The sequence below is a fragment of the Rhizobium sp. 9140 genome, assembly GCF_900067135.1.
In the GTDB taxonomy this organism is placed as follows: domain Bacteria; phylum Pseudomonadota; class Alphaproteobacteria; order Rhizobiales; family Rhizobiaceae; genus Ferranicluibacter.
Window position 1 is genome coordinate 1,951,118 of record NZ_FJUR01000001.1, and the last position, 15,687, is coordinate 1,966,804.

At 65.0% G+C, this 15,687-nt stretch carries 14 protein-coding genes; 9 read left to right on the top strand and 5 right to left on the bottom strand.

Annotated features, from left to right (window positions below):
• Nucleotides 1-302: 302 nt before the first annotated feature.
• The 7 genes from GA0004734_RS09125 (at nt 303) to GA0004734_RS09155 (ending at nt 8,234) form a co-directional block, all read left to right on the top strand.
• On the top strand, nt 303-941 hold the full coding sequence (locus GA0004734_RS09125; RefSeq protein WP_092933111.1) for an outer membrane protein: 639 nt from the start codon (nt 303-305) through the stop codon (nt 939-941).
• A 139-nt stretch (nt 942-1,080) separates the two neighbouring features.
• Nucleotides 1,081-1,542 carry a DUF1284 domain-containing protein gene (locus tag GA0004734_RS09130; protein ID WP_092933113.1) on the top strand — a complete coding sequence of 154 codons (462 nt, stop codon included), beginning with the start codon at nt 1,081-1,083 and terminating at the stop codon, nt 1,540-1,542.
• Nucleotides 1,543-1,633: 91 nt separating this feature from the next.
• Nucleotides 1,634-3,427, top strand: a complete 1,794-nt coding sequence (locus tag GA0004734_RS09135) for a sensor histidine kinase (protein WP_092933115.1) — start codon at nt 1,634-1,636, stop codon at nt 3,425-3,427.
• Nucleotides 3,427-4,788, top strand: coding sequence for a sigma-54-dependent transcriptional regulator (locus tag GA0004734_RS09140; protein WP_092933117.1), 1,362 nt, complete (start codon nt 3,427-3,429; stop codon nt 4,786-4,788). The genes GA0004734_RS09135 and GA0004734_RS09140 overlap by 1 nt, the downstream gene beginning before the upstream one ends.
• Before the next feature lie 202 nt (nt 4,789-4,990).
• The gene (locus tag GA0004734_RS09145; RefSeq protein ID WP_092936106.1) at nt 4,991-5,968 is read left to right on the top strand and encodes a tripartite tricarboxylate transporter substrate-binding protein; all 978 of its coding nucleotides are present in this window, start codon (nt 4,991-4,993) and stop codon (nt 5,966-5,968) included.
• Nucleotides 5,969-6,254: 286 nt separating this feature from the next.
• Nucleotides 6,255-6,716 (top strand): tripartite tricarboxylate transporter TctB family protein, encoded by a 462-nt coding sequence (locus GA0004734_RS09150; protein ID WP_092933119.1) that lies wholly within the window; start codon nt 6,255-6,257, stop codon nt 6,714-6,716.
• A gap of 12 nt (nt 6,717-6,728) precedes the next feature.
• Nucleotides 6,729-8,234 (top strand): tripartite tricarboxylate transporter permease, encoded by a 1,506-nt coding sequence (locus GA0004734_RS09155; RefSeq protein WP_092933121.1) that lies wholly within the window; start codon nt 6,729-6,731, stop codon nt 8,232-8,234.
• A gap of 91 nt (nt 8,235-8,325) precedes the next feature.
• On the opposite strand, the gene GA0004734_RS09160 is transcribed toward GA0004734_RS09155, so the two are convergent.
• The 3 genes from GA0004734_RS09160 to GA0004734_RS09170 all read right to left on the bottom strand — a co-directional run bounded on the left by GA0004734_RS09160 (nt 8,326) and on the right by GA0004734_RS09170 (nt 10,825).
• On the bottom strand, nt 8,326-8,916 hold the full coding sequence (locus GA0004734_RS09160) for a glutathione S-transferase (protein WP_092933123.1): 591 nt from the start codon (nt 8,914-8,916) through the stop codon (nt 8,326-8,328).
• A 55-nt stretch (nt 8,917-8,971) separates the two neighbouring features.
• Nucleotides 8,972-9,553 carry a ribonuclease T2 family protein gene (locus GA0004734_RS09165; RefSeq protein ID WP_245292381.1) on the bottom strand — a complete coding sequence of 194 codons (582 nt, stop codon included), beginning with the start codon at nt 9,551-9,553 and terminating at the stop codon, nt 8,972-8,974.
• A 390-nt stretch (nt 9,554-9,943) separates the two neighbouring features.
• Entirely contained in the window at nt 9,944-10,825 is an 882-nt protein-coding gene (locus GA0004734_RS09170; RefSeq protein WP_092933125.1) for a 23S rRNA (adenine(2030)-N(6))-methyltransferase RlmJ, read from the bottom strand.
• Nucleotides 10,826-10,893: 68 nt separating this feature from the next.
• On the opposite strand from GA0004734_RS09170, the gene GA0004734_RS09175 reads away from it, so the two are divergent.
• On the top strand, nt 10,894-13,089 hold the full coding sequence (locus GA0004734_RS09175; protein WP_092933127.1) for a molybdopterin-containing oxidoreductase family protein: 2,196 nt from the start codon (nt 10,894-10,896) through the stop codon (nt 13,087-13,089).
• On the top strand, nt 13,086-13,691 hold the full coding sequence (locus tag GA0004734_RS09180; protein WP_092933129.1) for an NUDIX domain-containing protein: 606 nt from the start codon (nt 13,086-13,088) through the stop codon (nt 13,689-13,691). Before GA0004734_RS09175 ends, GA0004734_RS09180 begins: the two co-directional genes overlap by 4 nt.
• Nucleotides 13,692-13,754: 63 nt before the next feature.
• Here the strand turns inward: GA0004734_RS09180 and purN are convergent, their stop codons facing one another.
• Together purN and purM are read right to left on the bottom strand one after the other, a co-directional pair.
• Nucleotides 13,755-14,357, bottom strand: a complete 603-nt coding sequence (gene purN, locus GA0004734_RS09185; protein ID WP_092933131.1) for a phosphoribosylglycinamide formyltransferase — start codon at nt 14,355-14,357, stop codon at nt 13,755-13,757.
• 11 nt (nt 14,358-14,368) lie between these two features.
• On the bottom strand, nt 14,369-15,451 hold the full coding sequence (gene purM, locus GA0004734_RS09190; protein WP_092933133.1) for a phosphoribosylformylglycinamidine cyclo-ligase: 1,083 nt from the start codon (nt 15,449-15,451) through the stop codon (nt 14,369-14,371).
• Nucleotides 15,452-15,687 lie beyond the last annotated feature (236 nt).

A 15,687-nucleotide genomic window follows, 5' to 3' on the forward strand; every position in this document is an offset into this window, starting at 1 on the left:
GGCAAAACCACCGGATCATCCGTTAATGCAAAGTGAACGAGACGGCGCGAAATTGACGAAAATGCAAGGAACAAAGGTGAGACGTTAGTATAGTGCGAGCATGGTTAACCAAATGCCTGTTGCATTGAAACAACATCGTTTTTCAGCCATGTCTCTGCCTCAATCATTTCACAATTCGGCTCTTGGAAATCCGCATTTGGACATCAATTTCATCTCAACCGAGCGGGGTTGAACGAAATTACCGGCGCCGCATCGGATGATAAGGAAATCGGTCCAGCGCCGGTCTGATAAGGAGATCTAGTATGCGTACTCTCGTCACCACTCTCATGGCTTCGGCCTTCTCTCTCGTCGCTTTCTCGGCTGTCAACGCAGCTGACGCCATCGACGAAGTTCCCGCAGCACCGGCTGCCGACTACACGGCTCCGGCCGTCAAGAACTGGGCCGGCGCTTATGTCGGTGGTACCGCCAACTGGGGCCATGGCAAGTTCAAGGGCACCGGCGACAACAGCGCAGCTGGCTTCGGCGGCGGTCTGTACGGCGGCTACAACATGCAGGAAGGCCAGATCGTTTACGGTGCTGAAGCCGACATCAACTACGGCGACAACGATGCAAGCCGTACCGGCCGCAGCATGGAACAGGGCGTCAACGGCTCGCTCCGCGGTCGCGTCGGTTACGACGTGAACCCGGTTCTGCTCTACGGCACGGCCGGTGTGGCTGCTTCGAGCCTGAAGGCCCGGCAGCTCGGCGGTTCTGACAAGAACACGGCAATCGGCTGGACGGCCGGTGCCGGTGCCGAAGCCTTCGTCACCGACAACGTCACGGCCCGCGTCGAATACCGTTACACCGACTACGGCAAGGAAAGCTTCAGCGTTCCCGGCCGCAACTTCTCCTCCGGCTATGACGAACACAGCGTCAAGGTTGGTATGGGCGTGAAGTTCTGATCGACGGATAAGACCGGGAGGTCGAATTCGAACGCAAGAAACCGCGTGCAGCTTCCGCTGCAGGCGGTTTTTTCGTATGCGGGTTCAACGACTCGTCTCCAGGGTGCGACGCCGAACCTTCCTTATGGAAAACTGTCCGATGACCCTTCGCCTGCGCCCGCATCATCTCCTCTGCATGCTGACCTATATCGGCAAGGGCTACAGCCCGGCCTTCGTTCGCAACTACGATGCCATCGCCGCGCGGATCAGTGCCGGCGAGGTGCTCGACGTTGTGGATGGACCCGACGACATCTGTCGCCCGCTGCTGGAGACCCCGAACCCGCATTGCTTCAACGACAGCGTGATCGCTCGCGACCGTCGAGCCGCAGCGGATGTGGCGGCGCTGCTTGGCTGCGAAATCCATGCCGGCGTGCCGCTCGTCCTCGATGCAGCCCAGGTTGCCCTCCTGCGGACCCACTTTGCCGCCGGCGGCATCCGGGCGGCCTGTGCCGGCTGCGAATGGTCGGGTCTCTGCGACGGTATCGCAGCCGACGGCTTTCGCGCGGTCCGCGTGGCACCGGCCGATCCGCAAGAGCTTGGAAAGCAAGTCCCTTCTCTATAGGCTGTCTCTTCACGTCTATGGCTCGGCGGGGAGAGCGCCGGGACCAGGTACAAGTACGGCGAGGGGACGCGTTGGGGAGGAATACGAGGAAATGCTGAAGAGCCTGCGCCGCAGTCTGGTCGTGCCGGTGGTGCTGGTCGTCATCGCCGCCACAGGCCTTGCCGTCTGGGGCAACGCCTATGCCAGTCGCCGTTTCATGGCCGAGGCCTCGCTGCAGGCAGGAACGGCTCTGCGCCTTGCGGTCGCTGCCTTGTCGGGCCATCTCCGCCGCTATGAGGCCTTGCCGGCGCTGATCGCCGATAACGACGATATCCGCCGGCTCATCTCCAGCCCGGGGGATCAGAGCCTCCGCGACAGCGCCAATCGCACTCTGAAGGAGATCAACGGTCTCCTGCGCTCGTCCGACATCTACGTCATGACCCGCGACGGCGAGACCATCGCCGCCAGCAATTACGACCGGGCGACAAGTTTCGTCGGGGAGAATTTCAGTTACCGCCCCTATTTCCGGCAGGCGGCGGAGGGGAAGCGCTCGCGCTTCTATGCTCGCGGCACCACGTCGTTCAAGCGCGGCTATTTCTTTGCAGCACCCATCGACATCGACGGCAGGGTCGCCGGCGTCATCGTCTTCAAGGTCGATATCGACATGATCGAGGCGTCCTGGCGGGGCGGCGAATACGAGATCTTCGTGTCCGATCCGGAAGGCGTGATCTTCATGACCAGCAATCCGGAATGGCTCTACGCCAGCATCTTGGCCCTGACGCCCGAACGCCTCCGCCGTACCGAAGCCTCGCGGCGCTACGCCGAGGCCGACCTCAAGGACCTCGGCGTCGTCAGATCGCGCATCGGCGACCACACGTTGATGGCGATTCCCACACGCGGCGCCACGCGGGATTATCTCGTCCTCTCCGAATATGTCAGCGATGCCGACTGGACGGTTCGCGTGCTGATGGACATGCGCTGGGTGCGCTCCCAGACCAATGTCGCGGTCGCTGCCGTGTTCCTGTTCCTCTGCCTTGCCGGCCTCAGCTTCGCCGTTCTTCTCCAGCGGCACGCGCGTCGCAACGAGCGCATGCAGATGCAGATCGAGGCGAAGGCCGAACTGGAACGGCGCGTCGAGGAGCGCACGGCCGACCTTGCTGACCTCAACGCCCAGCTGCGTAGCACCCAGGCCGATCTGGTGCAGGCCGGCAAGCTGGCCGGACTCGGGCAGATGTCGGCGGCGCTTTCGCACGAGTTCAATCAGCCGCTCGCGGCCGCCAAGACTTATGCGGAAAGCGCCTCGCTGCTGATCGAGCGGAACCGGATCGACGAGGCGAAGGACAATCTCAGGCGTATTTCCAACCTGATCGACCGGATGGCCTCGATCAGCCGCCACCTGCGCAATTTCGCCCGCAAGCCGAACGAGAAGCTCGGGCCGGTGGCGCTGGACGAGGTGCTGCGCGACACGCTGGAGATCGTCTCGGCCCGGCTCGCCTCTGCGGATGCCGAGCTGGTCGTCGCGCTCGGAGAGCCTGCGCCGCTGGTGCGCGCCGGCTCCGTTCGCCTTCAGCAGGTGCTGGTCAACATCATCTCCAACGCGGCCGATGCGGTGGAGGGTCTTGAAGACAGGCGGATCACGGTGACCGCGACGACGGCGGAAGACCGCGTGGCGATCACAGTCCGCGATGCCGGGCCGGGCATACCCAAGGCGATTGCCGAGCGCATTTTCGATCCGTTCTTCACAACCAAGGGCGTGGGCCGGGGGCTCGGCCTCGGGCTCTCCATTTCCTACAACATCGTCAAGGACTTCGGTGGACGCCTTTCCGTGGAAAATCACCCTGAAGGGGGCGCGATGTTCCGCATCGAACTCGACCGGATGGCCAGCATAAGCGAGGCAGCTGAGTAATGACGAGCGAAGCGGCAACCGTTCTTCTGGTCGATGACGAAGAGGAGCTGCGCCGCTCCACGGCGCAGGCGCTCGAGCTTCAGGACCTGACCGTCGAGACCTTCGCGGCCGGCGAGGATGTGCTCGCCCGCGTCGGTTACGGCTTTGCCGGCGTCGTCGTCAGCGATATCCGGATGCGCGGCATGGATGGCATGACGCTGTTGCAGCGCATCCGCGAGATCGACCACGAAATCCCCGTCATCCTCGTCACCGGCCATGGCGATGTGCAGCTGGCCGTAAAGGCCATGCGGGAGGGGGCCTATGATTTCATGGAGAAGCCCTTCGGCGTGCAGGCGCTTGCCGGCATCATCCGCCGCGCCCGCGACCGGCGCGGCCTCGTGCTCGAAAACCGCCGCCTGCGCGCGGTTGCCGGCAAGCGCGACGATATCGAGGCGCGCATGCCCGGACGGACGCCCGTCATGGTCGATCTGCGTTACCGCCTGCGCGCCATCGGGGCGACCGACGCGGATACGCTGATCATCGGCGAAACCGGCGCCGGCAAGGAGGTCGCCGCCCGCGCGCTTCACGATATCAGCGCCCGTGCCAACCGCCCCTTCATCGCCATCAACTGCGCTGCCCTGCCCGAAACGCTGATCGAAAGCGAACTCTTTGGCCATGAGGCCGGCGCCTTTCCGGGGGCGATCCGCGCCCGCTACGGCAAGTTCGAGCATGCCCGCGGCGGCACCATCCTGCTGGACGAGATCGGCTCCATGCCGATCGAGCTTCAGGCGAAGTTCCTGCGCGTGCTTCAGGAGCGCACCATCACGCGTCTCGGCTCCAACGAGACGGTGCCGCTCGATGTCCGCTTCGTCGCCACCAGCAAGGTCGATCTGGAAGCGGAGGTGGCAGCCGGTCGCTTCCGGGCCGATCTGTTCTACCGCCTGAACGTGGTCACGCTGCACGTGCCGTCGCTCGCCCAGCGTGCCGCCGATATCCCGCTGCTCTTCCTCCAGCTCGTGCGCGAGGCTTCGGCCCGCTATGGCCGCGAGGATATGGACGTACCGCCCGCCATCGTTTCCGAGGTGGCCCATCGGCGCTGGCCGGGCAATGTCCGCGAGCTGCGCAACGCCGCCGACCGCCTCGTGCTCGGCCTTGATGCCCGCGGCCTGGAGCCAGCGACGGACGATCGCGAGGAGGAGAGCAAGCTCGCGCCCCGCGTCGCCGCCTTCGAACGCGGTCTGATCGCCCGAACGCTCGCCGCGCATGGTGGCGCGCTGCGCCCGGTCTATGAGACCCTCGGAATCTCCCGCAAGACGCTGTACGAAAAGATGCAGAAATACGGCCTCGACAAGCGCGCGACCTTCGATGATGGACCGGAATGACGGGCTCATGTGTCGGTTTCCACCCATCGCAAATGGTAAAGGGGCCGTTTCCACCCATGGTGCGGCGCAAAAGCGTCGTTCCGCAGCGCGACGCTTCCAATAGCGGTTGCACACCTCCGCCTGAACGGGACACTCGCGTCCATTCCATGACCGGCAGAGGAGGAGCCTTGCCGGCATGTCGATCACGTCTAGGGAGGACATCATGACGCGTTTCTCGTCACTTCTGGCAGCCACAGCGCTTGCCGCAACCGTTTTTGCAGGCGCCGCGCAGGCGGACTATCCGGAGCGGACCATCACCATGGTCGTGCCCTTCGCCGCCGGCGGGCCGACGGATACGGTCGCGCGCCTCGTTGCCGAATCCATGTCGAAGGACCTCGGTCAGCAGGTCATCGTGGAGAATGTCGGCGGTGCCGGCGGCACGCTGGGTGCCGGCCGTGTAGCCAGCGCCGAGGCTGATGGCTACACCGTGCTCCTGCACCACATCGGCATGGCCACCAGCGCCACGCTTTACCGCAAGCTTGCCTATGACACGCTCAACGCCTTCGACTATGTCGGCCTTGTCACCGAAGTGCCGATGACCATCGTCGCGCGCAAGGACCTGGAGCCGACCGACCTCAAGAGCCTCGTCGCCTATGCCAAGGCCAACAAGGATACCGTGACGGTCGCCAATGCCGGCATCGGCGCGGCCTCCCACCTTTGCGGCATGCTGTTCATGAGCGCCATCGAGACGCCGCTCGTCACCGTCCCCTACAAGGGCACAGGCCCGGCGATGACCGATCTTCTCGGCGGCCAGGTGGACATCATGTGCGACCAGACCACCAACACGACGAAGCAGATCCAGGGCGGCACCATCAAGGCCTTCGCCGTTACGTCGCCAACACGCCTCGACATCTTTCCGGACATGCCAACAGCCGTCGAAGGCGGTCTGCCGGGCTTCGAAGTCGGCATCTGGCACGGCGTCTACACGCCCAAGGGCACGCCGCCGGAAGCCATCGCCAAGCTGGAAGGCGCGCTGCAAAAGGCCTTGAAGGATGAGAACGTCGCCGCCCGCTTCGCCGAACTCGGCACCAAGCCGTCGTCGGACGCCGATGCAACGCCCGCCGCCCTCAAGGCCAAGCTCGAAGGCGAAATCGCCCGCTGGAAGCCGATCATCGAAAAGGCCGGTCAGTACGCCGACTGATCGAGGCCGCATCGACGGACCGGGATGCAGGCTGCCCCCCATCCGCCTGCCGGCACCTTCTCCCCGCAAGCGGGGCGAAGGGACCGTGCGACAGCCCCTTGCGTCTTCGTCAAGCGAGGCACGTCCCCTCACCCCGCAGGCGGGGGGAGGGCTAGGGTGAGGGGCTGCCGCAAGGGGGGAATAGCCGAGGAGCCGCCTGATCGCGCGCCTCGACCAGCCAACACAAGCACCAGCCGCCGCAGGAAGCCGATGGGCCACCTGCGCTTCCGTCCATTGGGGGAACACCATGAAACCACTCCGTCTCGACCGGACGAATGCCCTCTGCGGCATCTTGTTCATCGCCCTCGGTCTCTTCTTCGTCGCGCAGTCGCTGTCGCTCGACCTCGGCACGACGTTTCGCATGGGGCCGGGTTATTTCCCGCTGGTCCTCGCGCTGTTCCTGACCGGCCTCGGCCTCATCATCCTCTTTCAGGCGACCCGCACGCAAAGCGAGCCGATCGAGCCTCTGGCCTGGCGCGGCATGCTCTTCATTCTCACCGCACCCATCGTCTTTGGCCTCACGGTCCGGGGCCTCGGTTTCGTGCCATCGCTGTTCATCGCCGCCTTCATCGCGTCCTTCGCCTCGCAGCGCATGAAGTTGGTCGGCGCGATCGTTCTGTCGATCGCCATCACGCTCTTTTCCGTCGCCGTCTTCAGCTACGCGCTGGGCCTTCCGTTCGAACGCTTCGGCCCCTGGCTGCGGTTTTAAGGATCTTCGACCATGGATCTCTTCAGCAATCTCGCATTGGGTTTCGCGACGGCCGGCACGCCGGAAAACCTTCTCTTCTGCCTCATCGGCGTACTCCTCGGCACGCTCATCGGGGTTCTCCCCGGCATCGGCGCCACGGCCACCATCGCCATGCTCCTGCCGATCACCTTCCAGCTGGAGCCGGTCTCCTCGCTGATCATGCTCGCCGGCATCTATTACGGCGCGCAGTATGGCGGCTCCACCACGGCCATTCTCATCAATATGCCGGGTGAGTCCTCTTCCGCCGTCACCGCCATCGACGGCTACCAGATGGCGCGCAAGGGCAGGGCGGGCGCGGCGCTCGCCATCGCGGCGCTCGGCTCCTTCTTTGCCGGCACCGTCTCCACCTTCCTCGTCGCCATCTTCGCCCCGCCGCTCACCGCCGTCGCGCTCCAGTTCGGCGCCGCCGAATATTTCTCGCTGATGGTCGTCGGCCTCGTGTCCTCTATTGCGCTCGCCCACGGCTCCATCGTCAAGGCGCTGGCCATGGTCTCGCTCGGCCTGCTGCTCGGCCTCGTCGGTACGGATATCTACACCGGCACGCCGCGCTTCACGCTCGGCATTCGCGAATATGCGGACGGGTTGAACTTCGTCGCGGTGGCCGTCGGCGTCTTCGGCGTGGCCGAGATCCTGCGCAATCTCGAAGGCGAGATGACGCGCACCGTGCTGATCAGCAAGGTCACCGGCCTCATGCCGACGCGGGACGATTTCCGTCAGATGGTCGGCCCCGTCCTGCGCGGCACCGGTATCGGCTCGGCGCTCGGCATCCTGCCCGGTGGCGGCGCCATCCTTGCGGCTTTCGCCTCCTACACCGTGGAAAAGCGCATTTCCAAGCACCCGGAAGAATTCGGCAAGGGCGCCATCGCCGGGGTCGCCGGTCCGGAATCGGCCAACAATGCCGGTGCCCAGACCTCGTTCATCCCGCTTCTCACGCTCGGCATTCCGGCAAACCCGGTCATGGCGCTCATGGTCGGCGCGATGATCATCCAGGGCATCGTCCCCGGCCCGAACGTCGCCGTCGAGCAGCCAGCCCTGTTCTGGGGCATCATCGCCTCCATGTGGATCGGCAACCTGATGCTGGTGGTGCTGAACCTGCCGCTGATCGGCCTCTGGGTGAAGCTCCTGACGGTGCCATACTACGTGCTGTTCCCCATCATCATGGCCTTCTGCGCCATCGGGGTCTACAGCGTCAACGCCAATGTCTACGACCTCTATGCCGTCGCCTTCTTCGGCATTGCCGGCTATCTCCTCGTCAAGCTGCGCTGCGAACCGGCCCCGCTGCTGCTCGGCTTCGTGCTCGGCCCGCTGCTGGAGGAAAACCTGCGCCGCGCCATGATCCTCTCACGCGGCGACCCCTCCACCTTCGTCACCCGCCCCATCAGCGCCGGCCTCCTGCTCCTGGCCGCCGCCGTGCTCATCGTGGTCTTCCTGCCGAGCATCAAGGCCAAGCGCGAAGCTGTGTTCCAGGAAGAAAGCTGATCGAATCTGGCGACACGAACGAAGAAAGGCGCCACCGGAAACGGTGGCGCCTTTCTGTTTGGCCATGGGCACATGTCGGGGCCTGTCGGGATCACGCCTTGAAAAGCTTGTAATCCGGAAACTGCTTTTCGAACTTGTCCGGCCAGTTCTTCAGCTTCGAGCGACCTTTCTGCCATTCGCCGGCAAAGCGCAGTTCGATGTAGCGCAGCGTCGCGGCGAGCGCGAAATGGCCGGCATGGAGCTTCGCGCCCGTCTTCGGCATGTTGGCGTCTAGATAGTCCAGCGCGCGCTCGACCTTCTCCCACTGACGCTCGATCCAGGGCTCGTGGACCTTTTCCGGCGGATGGAAGCGTTTCTCATAGACGATGGCGAGCAGGCTGTCGCAGATCCCGTCGCAGAGGGCTTCCAGCACCTCTGCCTGCACGCGCTTTTCCGCATTGCGCGGATAGAGCATGCCCTTCGTTTCGCGATCGATGAAATGCATGATGACGCTGCTGTCGAATATGGCCTGACCGCTGTCGAGCACCAGCGTCGGGATCTTGCCCAGCGGATTGCTGGCGATCAGGTCCGGCGGGTTCGAATTCGTGTCCGTCAGCACGCTTTCGGCCGGCAGCCCGGCATAGTGCGCGGCCATGCGCACCTTGGTCGAGTAGGGCGAGGCGGGGGAGTAGAGGATCTTCATCGGCGGTCCGTTCGTCTGCTGTGTGGGGTTCGGGATGGGATTGCTGTCGGAAACGTCATCGTCGGCCCGCAGCAGGGATGGTCAGGTCCCGCGCCCGGCAGCCGCCGCGATCGACCTCGCCGCAGGCTCGAAAGGCAAGGTCGCGGGTGAAGCAGATGCGGATCTCCTCCAGCTTCTCGTCGCCACAGGTCACCGCGACGCCTTGCCGGGTCAGCCCGGGATTGGCGTCCGCCAGCGCCGTCTCGATGGCCGCCGGGCTCATCCGCCGCCGCGCGTCGGCGTTCTCTGTGCTTGCCGGTAAGTGCACCCGATCGCGCGCTGCCCGGAGCACGGAGAAATAGGCGCGCTGGTCGAGCCCCGAACACGTCCCATGCTTGCGCCACTGATGCCCGATCAGGCCCATGGAGGGGATGATGTCGAACAGGCCACGGCCGAGCGCATCAGGCACGCGGTCGCTGTCGCGCGAGGGGCAGAAGGCGGGAAAGCCCCGCTCGTTCTGCGGCCACAGACCGTGGACGATGAAGCCGTATGTCCGTGTGCCATTGCACTGCGCCGTCTTGCCCGCGCGGTCGTTCTCCTCACACCAGGTCGGCGACCAGGAGAGGGAGAGGACGTAGAAATCGAACCCGCTTCCCATCGGCACGTTTCCGGGCGTGGCCGCAGGCGTGTTTTTCGGGGCCTGAGAGGGTGTCTGGGAAGACGGCTTTGCCGGTGGCTTAGGCGCCTGCTGGAGAATGGGTGGCGTTGCCGTAGCTTGCCTCTCCGCCGGCTCATCACCACAGCCCGATACCAGAAGGCCCAAGACCAGTGCCATCACGATCCGCACGGAGGAGAGAAGCCGCTGCATCATGCCGGGAACCCCCGCGCAGCGGGGCAAAGCTGGCCACGTACAGTGCCGCTTACAGGGATGGGGAGATCCTTCGTCATCGTCGTCTCCCGTTTCGCCCTTGACGCTTCGTTGCGCTGCGGGAGATTGCGTCGGGCAGGGGCTTTGCGTCAAGCGCTGCACGGCAAAGTCCCTGCTCGATCAGGCCTCGTCGTCATCCTCTGGAAGATCGCGCTCTTCCCCCCGCAGCCAGATGGCGCGCGCGGAGGCGAAGCGGTCCTGCTTCAGGCGATCCTTGAGGAAGGGCAGCAGCACGTCCAGCTCGCTTTTCAGCGTGAAGGGCGGGTTGACGATGATGAGGCCGGTGCCGGTTAGACCTGTCGTGCCGCGGTCGCTCTTCACCGTCAGCTCGCAGCAGAGCATCTTCGGTATGTTCAGCGCCGTCAGGTTCTCGTGGAAATCGGCGATGGGCGCGCCCTGCTTCAGCGGATACCAGAGGCAGAACGTGCCGCCGGGAAAGCGGCGATAGGCCTTGGCGAGACCCTTCTCCAGCCGGTCGTATTCGCCCGGCTCCTCGAAAGGCGGATCGACCAGCACCAGCCCGCGCTTCTCCTTGGGCGGCAGATGCGCGCCGAGCGCCAGCCAGCCGTCCAGTTCGGTAATGCGGCTCTGATAGTCGCCGTCGAACAGCCGGTGCAGCGTCTCGTAGTCGTCGGGGTGAAGCTCCATCGCCGAAAGCCGGTCCTGCGGCCGCATCAGCAGGCGCGTCAGCTTCGGCGAGCCCGGATAATGCGTCATCCCGCCTTCGGGGTTCAGCGCGGCGATTGCTTCCAGATAGGGCGCGAGAAGAGGCGCGACCGCGGGCGGCAGCGGGTCCGCCAGCAGCCGGCCGATGCCGTCGCGCCACTCCCCGGTCTTCTGCGCTTCCTCGCTTGAAAGGTCGTAGAGCCCGATGCCGGCATGGGTATCCAGCACGCGAAACGCCTTGTCCTTCTGCTTCAGGTAGGTGACGAGACGGGCGAGCACCGCATGCTTCAGCACGTCGGCGAAATTGCCCGCATGGTAGATGTGCCGATAATTCATGATCTCTGGTGATCGCCTTGATGAAATGTTGAGATGCAAAGGGCAAAGCGCTTTGAGTGGCTTTGGCGATGTCCTATAGAAAACCCATGAACCTTGCGACCCCCATCAAAGCGGAAAACCCCGTAAGAGCCGAGAAGCCCATCAAAACGGGAAACGCGGTCGGACACTCCGTCTGTCCGCACGACTGTCCCTCGGCCTGCGCGCTGGAGGTGGACCTGACCCCGGACGGCCGGATCGGCCGGCTGCGCGGTGCCGCCGCCAATACCTATACCGCCGGCGTCATCTGCGCCAAGGTGGCGCGCTATTCCGAGCGTATCTACCATCCCGGCCGCCTGCTCGTGCCGCAGCGCCGCGTCGGTAGCAAGGGCGAGGGCGGTTTCCGGGAGATCTCCTGGGACGCGGCGCTCGACGAGATCGCCGAGGCGTTCCTCAAGGCCGAGGCGCGGCACGGTTCGGAAGCCGTCTGGCCCTATTTCTACGCCGGCACGATGGGGCAGGTGCAGCGCGACAGTATCGAGCGCCTGCGCCATGCCAAGCGCTATTCCGGCTTCTTCGGCTCGATCTGCACCAATCCCGCCTGGACCGGCTTTACCATGGGTACCGGCGCGCTGCGCGGTCCCGACCCGCGCGAGATGGCGCTGTCGGATTGCGTCGTCATCTGGGGAACCAACGCGGTCTCCACGCAGGTCAACGTGATGACCCACGCCATCCGCGCCCGCAAGGAGCGCAAGGCGAAGATCGTCGTGATCGACATCTACGACAACCCGACGATGAAGCAGGCCGACATGGCGCTGACCGTGCGCCCCGGCACGGATGCGGCGCTCGCCTGCGCCGTCATGCACATCGCCTTCCGCGACGGCACCGCCGACCGCGCCTACCTCGCCACCCATTCGGACGATCCGGCCGGACTGGAAGCGCATCTCCAGAGCCGCGACCCGGCCTGGGCGTCGGAGATAACGGGCCTTTCTGTCGAGGAGATCGAAGCGTTCGCGAAACTCGTGGGCTCGACGCCAAAGACCTATTTCCGGCTGGGCTACGGCTTCACCCGCCAGCGCAACGGGGCCGTCGCCATCCATGCGGCCGCCAGCATCGCGACCGTGCTCGGATCGTGGAAGCACGAGGGCGGTGGCGCCTTCCATTCCAACAACGATGTCTTCCGCTTCGACAAGCGCGAACTGATGGGTACCGCCATGGTGGACCCCGATATCCGCATGCTCGACCAGTCGCAGATCGGCCGCGTGCTGACCGGCGATGCCGAGGCGCTGCGTCATCGGGGTCCGGTTACGGCGCTCCTCATCCAGAACACCAATCCCGTCAACGTCGCCCCCGAGCAGCGACGGGTCAAACGCGGCTTCCTGCGCGACGACCTGTTCGTCGCGGTGCACGAGCAGTTCATGACCGACACGGCAAAGCTTGCCGATATCGTGCTGCCGGCCACCATGTTCCTGGAGCATGACGATCTCTACCGCGGCGGTGGCCATCAGCATATCCTGCTCGGGCCGAAGCTGGTGGAGCCGCCGGCAACGGTGCGCACCAATCTCTTCGTCATCGAGGAACTGGCAAGGCGCCTCGGGATTGCCGACCGCCCCGGTTTCGGCCTTGGCGAGCGCGACCATATCGATCGCATCCTCGTCAACTACGACAGCGGCTACGAGCACCTGAAGGAAGCGAAGTGGCTGGATGTCCAGCCGGATTTCGCCACCGCCCATTTCATCGAGGGCTTTGCCCATCCCGATGGCCGCTTCCGCTTCCGCGCCGACTGGACCGGCACGCCCGCGCCCAATCGTCCGCCGGCCGCCGTGGGCATGCTCGGTCCGGTCGAAGGCCTTCCGGTCTATCCCGATCACGCCGACCTCATCGAAGCCGCCGATGCCGATCACCCGTTCCGCCTTGCGACATCACCGGCGCGCTCCTTCCTTAATTCGAGCTTTGCCGAAACGCCGGGTTCGGTGCAGAAGGAAGGCCGCCCGGAGGTGATGATCCATGCGGCCGATGCCGCGCGTCTGGGCATTGCGGATGGCGACATCGTCAGGCTGGGGAATGTCAGGGGTGAGATCCGCCTCCACGCCCGCATCGGCGGCGGCACGCGGCCGGGGGTGGTGATTGCCGAGGGTCTGTGGCCGAACGGCGCCCATCTCGACGGCGAAGGCATCAACGTGCTGACCGGTGCCGATAGCGTCGCGCCCTATGGCGGCGCCGCCTTCCACGACAACCGCATCTGGCTGAGGCGCGACGAAACCCCTGGAATGGCAGAGCCCGCATGAGCAAGTTCGAGACCGTGACCATCGAGATCCTCAAGGACGAGACTCTCTCCAAGAACTGGTATCACCTGCGCAATATCACCTTCCGCTACACGGACGCGGAAGGCCGCGCCAAGGTGCTGAAGCGGGAGACCTATGATCGCGGCAATGGCGCGACGATCCTGCTCTACGATCCCCGCCGCGATATCGTGGTACTCGTGCGCCAGTTCCGGGTGCCGACCTATGTCAATGGCGGCACGGGCTGGATGCTCGAAACGCCGGCTGGTCTGCTGGATGGCGATGCGCCCGAGGATGCGATCCGCCGCGAGGCCATGGAAGAAACCGGTTATCGCGTCGGCGCGGTCCGCTCGCTCTTCAAGGCCTATATGTCGCCCGGAGCGGTCACCGAAATCGTCCACTGCTTCGCCGCCGTCATCGATATCGAGGACCGGGTGGAGGAGGGCGGTGGCCTCGCATCGGAAGACGAGGACATCGAAGTCGTGGAACTCGGCCTTGACGACGCGATGTCGATGATTGCATCCGGCGAGATCTGCGACGGCAAGACGATTATGCTGCTGCAATGGGCGGTGATGAATCGCGAGAGCCTGAGGGCCGCGACGGCCTGAATGCCTCAGCTTGCCGCTGCCCTTGCCCAGACATGCAGACGGGCAAGCTGGGCTGACCGCACCTCACCCGCCCGTCCGAACGTCGCCGCGCGCCACCATCCGCAATGCCTCTGCATAGGTCTTGTGCTCGACCGTCAGCACGCGGGCCGCCAGCGTTTCCGCCGTGTCGTCGGCAAGAACCGGCACCCGGGTCTGCAGGATGACAGGGCCTTCGTCCATGCCCTCGTTGACGAAATGAACGGTGCAGCCGGCTTCCGTGCGGCCGGCATCCAGCGCGCGCTGATGCGTGTGCAGGCCGGGGAAATCGGGCAGGAGGGACGGGTGGATGTTGAGGATGCGGCCTTCGTAGCGGCCGATGAAGGCGCCGCTCAGCAGGCGCATGTAGCCGGCAAGACATAGGAGATCGGGACGCAGCTTTTCGGCATGGTCGAGAATAGCGGCCTCGTGCGCCGCTTTGTCGGCATAATCGCGCCGCTCGAAGGCAGCGGTGGGAATGCCGCGCGCCGCAGCTTTCTCCAGGCCGCCGGCGGTTGCGCGGTCGGAGATCACGCCGACGATCTCGGCCGGATAGTCGTCCGCTGCGCAGGCATCCGCCAGCGCCAGCATGTTGGAGCCGCCGCCGGAGATGAACACGACGACGCGCTTGCGCGAAGCAGCCTCGCTCATGCTTATCTCGCTCACAGCGTCAGCGTTCCCTCGTAGACCACGCCCGGCGCACCCTCGTTACGGGCGATCATCCGGCCGAGGCGGAACACCGTCTCGCCTTCGGCCGCAAGCGCCGCCGTCACGCTGTCGGCAAGCTCCGCCGGCACGACGGCGATCATGCCGACGCCGCAGTTGAAGGTGCGCAGCATCTCGGTTGCCGCGACGCCGCCGATGCGGGCAAGCCAGGAGAACACGGGCGGCGCATTGACGGCCGCCAGGTCGATTTCGGCTGCAAGATGCTTCGGCAGCACGCGTGGAATGTTTTCGGGAAAGCCGCCACCGGTGATGTGGGCCAGCGCCTTGATGCCGCCGGTCTCGCGGATGACGTTCAGCAGCGGCTTTACGTAGATACGCGTCGGCGTCATCAGCACGTCGGCAAGGGTCGCGCCTTCGGTGCCAGTGTCGAAGGGGGCCGGCGCGTCCCAGGCAAGGCCCGAGAGACCGACGATCTTGCGCACCAGCGAATAGCCGTTGGAGTGAACGCCGGAGGAGGCGAGGCCGAGGATGACGTCGCCTTCGGCGATATCGCCAGCCGGCAGCAGCCGGCCGCGTTCGGCCGCGCCGACGGCAAAGCCGGCAAGATCGTAGTCGCCGCCGGAATACATGCCCGGCATTTCCGCCGTCTCGCCGCCGATCAGCGCACAGCCGGCATCCCGGCAACCCGCCGCGATACCGGCGACGATGGCCGCACCCTGGTCAGGGTCGAGCTTGCCGGTTGCGAAATAGTCGAGAAAGAACAGCGGCTCGGCGCCCTGCACCACGAGGTCGTTGACGCACATGGCCACGAGATCGATGCCGACGGTGTCGTGCTTGTTGGCGTCGATGGCGATCTTCAGCTTGGTGCCGACGCCGTCGTTCGCGGCGACCAGCACCGGGTCGGTAAAGCCGGCAGCCTTCAGGTCGAACAGGCCTCCGAAGCCGCCGATCTCGCCATCGGCGCCGGGCCTGCGGGTGGAGCGGACATGCGGCTTGATCTTCTCGACCATCAGGTTTCCGGCATCGATATCGACGCCCGCATCGCTGTAGGTCAGACCGTTCTGTTCCGACTGGCTCATGTTTGGCTCTCCACGCACCCGTTCAAGCCCTGCGATTGGCATGTGGTGCGGGCAAGTGCAAGCGTGCAGGCGCTCTCGCAAGGCTTTTTCCCGCATGGATCTTGGCGCGATCCCAGAGTCATCCCTGTGTCATCCCTGGGGGATAGCGAATCACCGGCGCTTGACCGGCCGCCTTGCGCCGTCCTATCTCGGGCCTATCTCATTGGAAGCGTGCCACGGGCCGCCGCGATGTCAAC